This window comes from Nostoc sp. JL34 (genome assembly GCF_017114945.1).
GTDB lineage: Bacteria > Cyanobacteriota > Cyanobacteriia > Cyanobacteriales > Nostocaceae > Nostoc.
Genome location: NZ_JABXKQ010000060.1, coordinates 1 through 7591, shown reverse-complemented (window position 1 = coordinate 7591; position 7591 = coordinate 1). Strand labels below are relative to the sequence as shown.

The 7591-nt window shown below is 41.3% G+C and carries 6 protein-coding genes; 2 read left to right on the top strand and 4 right to left on the bottom strand.

Annotated features, from left to right (window positions below; translation table 11 throughout):
- Positions 1 to 117: 117 nt before the first annotated feature.
- Positions 118 to 1131, top strand: coding sequence for an NAD(P)-dependent alcohol dehydrogenase (locus HWQ44_RS12685; RefSeq protein WP_292718970.1), 1014 nt, complete (start codon positions 118 to 120; stop codon positions 1129 to 1131).
- Positions 1132 to 1202: 71 nt separating this feature from the next.
- Here the strand turns inward: HWQ44_RS12685 and HWQ44_RS12680 are convergent, their stop codons facing one another.
- The 4 genes from HWQ44_RS12680 to HWQ44_RS12665 form a co-directional block, all read right to left on the bottom strand.
- Positions 1203 to 1874 (bottom strand): glutathione S-transferase family protein, encoded by a 672-nt coding sequence (locus HWQ44_RS12680; protein ID WP_292718969.1) that lies wholly within the window; start codon positions 1872 to 1874, stop codon positions 1203 to 1205.
- A gap of 238 nt (positions 1875 to 2112) precedes the next feature.
- Positions 2113 to 3240 (bottom strand): aryl-sulfate sulfotransferase, encoded by a 1128-nt coding sequence (locus HWQ44_RS12675; RefSeq protein ID WP_292718968.1) that lies wholly within the window; start codon positions 3238 to 3240, stop codon positions 2113 to 2115.
- Between the two features lie 30 nt (positions 3241 to 3270).
- A complete protein-coding gene (locus tag HWQ44_RS12670; protein WP_292718967.1) occupies positions 3271 to 4191 on the bottom strand; it encodes an aliphatic sulfonate ABC transporter substrate-binding protein in 921 nt (306 codons plus the stop codon).
- Between the two features lie 340 nt (positions 4192 to 4531).
- Positions 4532 to 5569 (bottom strand): NADP(H)-dependent aldo-keto reductase, encoded by a 1038-nt coding sequence (locus HWQ44_RS12665; RefSeq protein WP_292718966.1) that lies wholly within the window; start codon positions 5567 to 5569, stop codon positions 4532 to 4534.
- Positions 5570 to 6564: 995 nt separating this feature from the next.
- On the opposite strand from HWQ44_RS12665, the gene HWQ44_RS12660 reads away from it, so the two are divergent.
- Positions 6565 to 7353, top strand: coding sequence for a Crp/Fnr family transcriptional regulator (locus HWQ44_RS12660; protein WP_292718965.1), 789 nt, complete (start codon positions 6565 to 6567; stop codon positions 7351 to 7353).
- Positions 7354 to 7591: the final 238 nt, after the last annotated feature.

Sequence of the window (7591 nt, the reverse complement as noted above, 5' to 3'; positions counted from 1 at the left end):
TTCTACTACTTAACTTTTCGTTACATAGCTGTAAATTTTTCCGCCCACCTACTTAGATGATTGGCGATAGTCTAGTTTTGTACTGTGGCGTTTGAGCTATTGGCAAACAGAAATTCTATGAAAGCTTACGAAATTCAAAGCAACGCCGGGATTGATGCCCTGGCATTAGTCGATCGCCCTGAACCAAAACCCGCAGCTGGACAAGTTCTCATTCAAATCAAAGCAATATCCTTAAATTACCGCGATCTACTTGTCATTGAAGGAGCTTACGGTGCTGGACAGCAATATCCGCTAATTCCCGCGTCTGACGGTGCAGGGGAAGTGGTGGCGGTGGGGGAAGGTGTGACACGGGTGAAAATAGGCGATCGCGTGGCTGGTATTTTCTTCCAAGACTGGATTTATGGCTCTTTAACCAAAGAGAAAATGAAATCCGATCTCGGAGGCGGTATTGATGGAATGTTGGCTGAATATGTCGTATTACACCAAGATGGTTTAGTGATATTACCTGACCACTTATCCTACATTGAAGGTGCAACTTTGCCCTGTGCAGCAGTCACAGCTTGGCATGGACTAGTGACAAAAGGCAATATTGGTGCAGGTGATAGTGTTTTGTTACTTGGTACTGGGGGAGTTTCAATTTTTGCTCTCCAGTTTGCCAAGATACATGGTGCTAGGGCGATTATTACTTCCAGTAGTGATGAGAAGTTAGCACGAGCGAAGCAGCTTGGGGCTGATGAGACAATCAACTATAAAACAACATCAGATTGGGAAAAGCAAGTTTACCAATTGACTAATCGCACGGGTGTTGATCAGGTAGTGGAGGTAGGCGGTGCAGGGACTCTGCCAAAATCGCTACAAGCAGTCCGTATTGGAGGACGTATTAGCTTGATTGGCGTATTATCAGGTAGAGGAAATGAAATTGACCCCATGCCAATACTTTTTAAGAGTTTAACAGTTCAGGGAATTTATGTTGGCAGTCGGGAAATGTTTGAGGCGATGAATCAGGCGATGCAACAGCATCAAATCAAACCGATTATTGATCGAGTTTTCCCATTCACTGAAGCGCGGGAGGCTTATCATTACCTCAAAAGCGCGGCTCATTTTGGTAAAGTCGTAATTCGTAATTCGTAACTTTAAAGAGTTTAATTCTATGTTTCAAGTGGGAATTTAAACCCCACTTGAAACATAGTTATGAATTACGCTTAAACAGCAGCGAGAGTAGGCGCAGCGAATTTAGCATATCGCTCGATGTAGAATTCTTTAGAGTGAGCGATCGCTTTCACAGATTCACGCTCTTTCAAAGCATGTTTCCACTGCCGCAAACGGGTAAATTGCTCTGGCAATCCAAAGCCACGATACTGCTTGAGTGCAGCCCAACGCTCAAACCAGGGGAAATAAGTGAAATCGACCAAACTAATGGATTCACCAAACCAGTAGGGGCCTTCTCCAGATAGCTTTGCTAAACCTTCGTTTTCAATGAATTCCAGGTGTTTGTATAGTTCCTGTTTAGCTTCTTCTTGTTTTTGGGGATCTGAACTCCGCAGCAAGGTAGAAAAAGCGGGAACGAACCTAGTGTTAGCAAAATCGATCCAGATGCGAGCCTGTGCCCTAGCAAGGGGGCTGCTGGGTAACAGTGGTGGATTGGGAAATACCTCATCGAGATACTCGTTAATTACTGCTGATTCCCAAACTGGCTCATTACCATGAGTTAGTGCAGGCACTTTCCCATAGGGGGAAACTTTGGTAAACCCTTCAGGCTTATTCTGCAAATCAATCTCAATCAAATCGAAGTCGATGCCTTTCTCTTGGAGTACCAAGCGGGTACGGTGAGCATAAGGACAAACAACTGCACTGTATACTTTGATTTCAGCCATGTTTAAGTACCTTAGTAAATAGGACTTGTTAATCGGCATTGGGAATTGAATTTTCATCCAAAATCCCAAATCTTAAATTGTTAGTGTCCTGAAGCGCAGTAGAAACTCTCAATGTGGCGAAAAATTTCAGACACTAACCAAACTTTGAATATGAGAAGTTTGTAGTAAGGACTTTAGTCTTTGTAGTAAGCACTTCAGTGCTTACTACGTACCAGGCTTTTGTGAGCTTGACGGACTGCTAAAGCCAAGGTATTTCTTCAGGTGCATAGCGGAAGGCACGGAAAACTGTATTTTGCTCCCCACGAGTTACTGGCGATTTTTCACCTGGAATATTCCGAGATGCAAAGTGGGGATTGATGTATTCCCAAACAATTTCCCCTGCAACTGTCACCTCGAATATTCGGCCATAAGCACCTTCTGTAATTAAGGTATTGCCATTCGCCAAACGTTGCGCTCCTGATATGTATGAACTGAAGAAATTTTGGGGTGGGTTGTCGGTGTACTCCCAAACTATCTCTTTCGTTTGGCGGTTCACCTCAATCACACGGGAGAAGTTGAGAGCAATGTTACGCCGATGTGCGCCATTGTCGAAAATCAGGATATTGCCGTTAGCTAATTCGTTTGGGAAGTGTTGCTGTGCTAGCACATCATCACCCAACGTCCAGATGATTTCTCCAGTTTTGCGATCGACAATGACAACTGTGGAGATATTGCGAAAGCTGACTATAATGTTGCCATCAGCGAGTTCCCCGACAGTATTCCCATGAGTCCATTCATGTCGATGATCTTGGGGTGTAATCGTAAATATATCTGGATCGAGGTGTTCGTGGGCGTGCCAAGTCCAAACGATTTCACCTCCTGGAGTCACCTCATAAAGCACATCAGCATAGATATCACCATCTGGTTCCGTACCTGGTACGCCACCTTTGATCTGAGAAACCAAAGACTGAGGTATCTTTTCAATGGCTAGTAGAATCGTGTTGCCATTGGCTAATCTGCGTCCATCGTGATGATGATCTGGATGCTTATATTCCCAGATAATATTTCCTTTGGGATCTGCCTCTAAAACAACGCCACTTTTGAATGCAGCCCACAAAGCAAAACGTAGTGGTTCTTCTGGTGGAGTCTTACCGTTATAAAAGAGGTTGCCATTGGGCAAGATATAACCGTATAACCCTGGTGGATAAGGCAGATTCCACTGGTGTACTACTTCTCCTTCCAAGTTCAGAAGGTAGACTTCACCTTGACCTGTCAGAGGCGTGAAAAGTGTGTATCCTTTGAATACTTTTTCGGGATTATAAGCCTTTAAACCTGTACCCCGACGACGAATAGTATTTTGGTCAACTGATGTTGCTGTAAAAGTCATATCCTACCTACTAAATATCTAGTTTTTAATCTAAGAACTGGGACAGAGTGCATCACGCACCTCTACTCGTTTCTGAACAATTCCCTGTTTGTATATCCAATCAGCAGCACTCTGTAAATCGGCAATCACTTTCGGTTCTAAAGGAAGCACTCCATCAACGGGTCGGCGTTCAAATGTCCGCTTCACAACTTCAGGCGGTAATCCTGATACTTTTTGGTATACTTTTTGATTTTCCTGGGGATGTTTATTCAGCCATTCAGCCTCTTGAGCAAGAATCGCAATCACTTCCCGAATCGCCTCAGATTTTTCTTTTAATGCATCCCTATCCACCATATAAAGAGAGTAATGGGGGACTTGTGCAGGCAAAGGAATTTGGCGGGCATTGTACTTAATTTCAGCACTAGCAACCCAAGGGTCCCAAACTGCCCAAGCATCGACGTGATGAGATGCCCAAGCGGGTAAGGCTTCATCGGGTTTCATGTAAACGCGACTTACTTTCTCTTTGGAAATATTTTCTTTTTCTAATAGTTTCAATAGCAAATGTTCACTGATTCCACCTCTGTTCACAATGACCTTTTTGCCAATAAGATCGTCAAATTTCCGAATGGGGGAATCTGCATGAACTACAATCCCTTCTGAGTTGCGATTAGCCGGTCGGTAGGCAATGATGCAAGCATTAATCCCACCAGATAAAGCAGACAAACCAGCAATATCCCCGCCGGCTCCTAAATCAGAACTTTTAGCATTGATTGTTTCTAATACAGGTGCAAAAGATGGGAATGTACCAACCCACTCAACCTTAATATTCTTGGGAGTTAGTTCCCGCTCTAAAGTACCACGTTCTTTTGCGATCGCAGACAGACTTCCCTTAATATAACCAATGCGAACTACTGTTTGTTTTTCGGGTGCAGAATTTTGTGCTGTTGAGTAACCTTGACTTTGCTTACTCACAGGTTTAACAGTGGAATTGGCAGAGTTAGTCGAACTACATCCAGAAATCATCAAACTCAAGCCAGATGGGGCTATCAATAGCCAGATGAGTACTTTAGTTGAACCCTGCTGGCCAATTTGAAGTAAACTTTTTAAGCTACACAGCAAATAAGAATTTTGAAATTTACCCATCAATGATTTACTGCTCCATAAAACTAAAACAATTCCAGACAAACTGGAAATTGATAATGAGCGCGAGAGTCTCTTAGAAGGCCTTACCAATCTCCAGCCTGATAACAAGGCAATGGAGATTAGTTATTTCTCCTTTGTTTTTAATTTTTGATTTTTAATTTTTAATTGTTTAAGGTGCTGGGTTTGGCGACTGAGCATGAACTATATCCAACTCTTCTAAAATATCTTTGTCGAGAACTATATCCACGCTTTCCAGATTCTCTTTGAGTTGTTCGAGTGTTGTAGCACCAATAATTGTGCTAGGCACAAACCAACGACTTCGCACGAATGCCAAAGCCAGATGCGCTGGACTTAGTTGATAACGCTTGGCAATATCTACATAAGCTGCTACGGCTTGACTTACTTTTGGTTTCAGATAGCGCTGACCAAAATTTTCAAACAACGTGACTCTGGCTTTCTCTGGTTTGCCGTTGAGGTATTTGCCAGTCAAGAAGCCAAATGCTAAAGGACTATAAGCTAGTAACCCAATTTCTTCCTGATAAACTGCTTCTGCTAAGGCTCCGTCAAATACTCGATTCAGCAAGTTGTAAGCATTTTGAATGGAAACAACTTTGGGCAATCCTAATTGTTTAGCAGCATTACTAAACTGGGCAACTCCCCAAGGGGTTTCATTACTCAAACCGATATAGCGAATTTTCCCTGCCTTAATCACATCGGCAAAAACTGCTAGCTGTTCAGTGATGGGAACCGTTTCTCCTACCTGAGTCGGATCGAACACTGTTTGTCCAAACCGTGGCACGTAGCGATCGGGCCAGTGAATTTGGTACAAATCAATATAGTCTGTCTGTAATCTTTTTAGACTATCATCTACAGCTTGTTTGATATTCTCACGGTCAATTGCTTTGGCTCCACCACGTACCCATTTAAAGCCTCGACCAGGGCCAGCAATTTTAGTAGCTATAATCAGTTGCTCTCGTTGTTGACGCTTTAACCATTCTCCTATGTAAGTTTCAGTTAATCCATAAGTTTCGCCACTTGTTGGTACTGGGTACATCTCAGCCGCATCAATAAAATTGACTCCTTGGGCTATAGAATAATCTAGTTGTTCGTGGGCTTCTTCAATAGTATTTTGCTGTCCATAGGTCATGGTGCCCAGACAAATTTCAGAAACTTTTAAGTCACTCTTGCCAAGTTGGTTATACTTCATATTTTTGCGTTGTTAGTCAGTTGATTGAATAGTGATATTTTTCTTGGGTCTTTTGGATTTTGTCAAGGACAGTCTTATTTTTAAGTAAATTAGCTTCAAACAACACTGAATTTGGTACTAAGCCAATATAAATTTTTCAGTAAATTAATATTTTGCTGATACTACTAAAATTTGATAGACAAATCGTATTTAATGGATACAGTTGCTTATTATTACATAAATGAATCAGATAAGTAAGCTAGTTTGGAGTAATAAAAAATCTAAAATTGTAGTCAAAAATACTTGCTTTTATTGAGTTATTGTGAGATGGGCTATTTTAACCTGAGTACATACTACTATAAATCAATCCACTTACCGTAGTATACCAAAAAATCTGAAAATTCTTCTGGAATTAAGTCTTAATAAATGTTTATATTAAGCTCTTTAGTTCTAAGTAGCTTGTCTTCATGGCGATCAAAATATACCAAGCCTCCCTCGTAGAGTTCACAACATTTGGTAGCAATGACAAAAATTTAGGGTTTTAAGGGCTTGTATAATCAGGAATTTTTTGCTGCGATCGCTGACAACGATACTCATATCTATAGCAATCTGATTCAAGTAACAAGTAAATAGAATTATATTGAGAACTTAAAATATTTGCTGAGATGATTATGACACTTTTTATGCATTCAATTGCAGTTACAAAGCGGCATATTAATAATTTATCTGGCGTTGCTGAATATTAGATATGAAATGTAAAAATCATGTATTCTCAACTTTTACTCTCTGTGTTTGGACGCCTCTGTGTGAAACAAATTCGTATTTTTAATCAGCAATGCCCTTTATTTTGCATTAAATAATTTAGTGATGTTATATTTATAAATAGGAGTATAAAAAACTCTTATTACAACTTTTTTTAGGGATTACACCTTTTGACATTGGGATTAAATTCTTGATTTTTCTCCTTATGCCTGAAGTTGCTCTTTCTAGAGACGGCTATATTCAGGAGAATTCCAATGTCATTAGACAAAAATGCCCTTGAGCAACCAGCAAATAAGTTGCTTGCAGCTTTGCCAGCCAGTGATTATCAGCGCCTTATTCCCCACATGAAGCTGGTTCCGCTGTCAAATCGGCAAGTCCTTTACCAAACAGGCGAACCGATCACACAGGTCTATTTTCCTAATAAAGCAGTGGTTTCTATAGTCAGCACTATGGAAGATGGCTCGACAGTGAAAGTTGGTTTAGTGAGTAATGAAGGCATGGTGGGTATGCCCGTAATTTTAGGAAACAACACCACAATCACAACAGCATTTGTGCAGATTCCAGACACTGCCATGCAGATCGATGCAGATATACTCAAAAGCGAGTTCAATCGGGGTGCAGCGCTTCAAACCGTTCTGCTGCACTATGTGCAACGTGTATACACTCAAATACTACAAGAATCTGCCTGCAACCGTTTTCATCAGCTAGAGGAGCGGCTGGCTAGTTGGCTGCTGACAGTTTCTGACCGTCTGCATACCTTAGAAGAGCGGCTGGCTCGCTGGTTACTGACAGTCTCTGACCGTTTAGAATCAGAAGATTTTCCGCTCACGCAAGAATTTCTCTCCCAGATGCTAGGTGTACGTCGTTCTGGCGTTACAGTTGCGGCTAGCACCCTGAGCCGAGCCGGAATGATCAGCTACCAACGTGGTCATATTAGCATCCTGAACCGAAAGGATTTGGAAGCAACTTCCTGCGAGTGTTATCGAGTCATACAAAACGAATTTGCTCGGTTACTGGGCTTTTTGCCCAGTAACCGAGCATAAAAATTTTTTTGAGTTATGTGTGCGAAACCGAACAGACTCGCAAAAGTAACTTGATTTAAAGTATATTAGACATCTCCGAAAACTATCAAAGCTTTGCTGTGGCTAGCTTATAAGACGTAAATGCAAACATCAAAAATTAGCAAGTCAGTACGATAAAATAGGAATTTGAGATACTTACTGATAATATAGGAATCATATTTGATTTCTGAAAAAGTGTACGAGATAATACGGAGAGAGA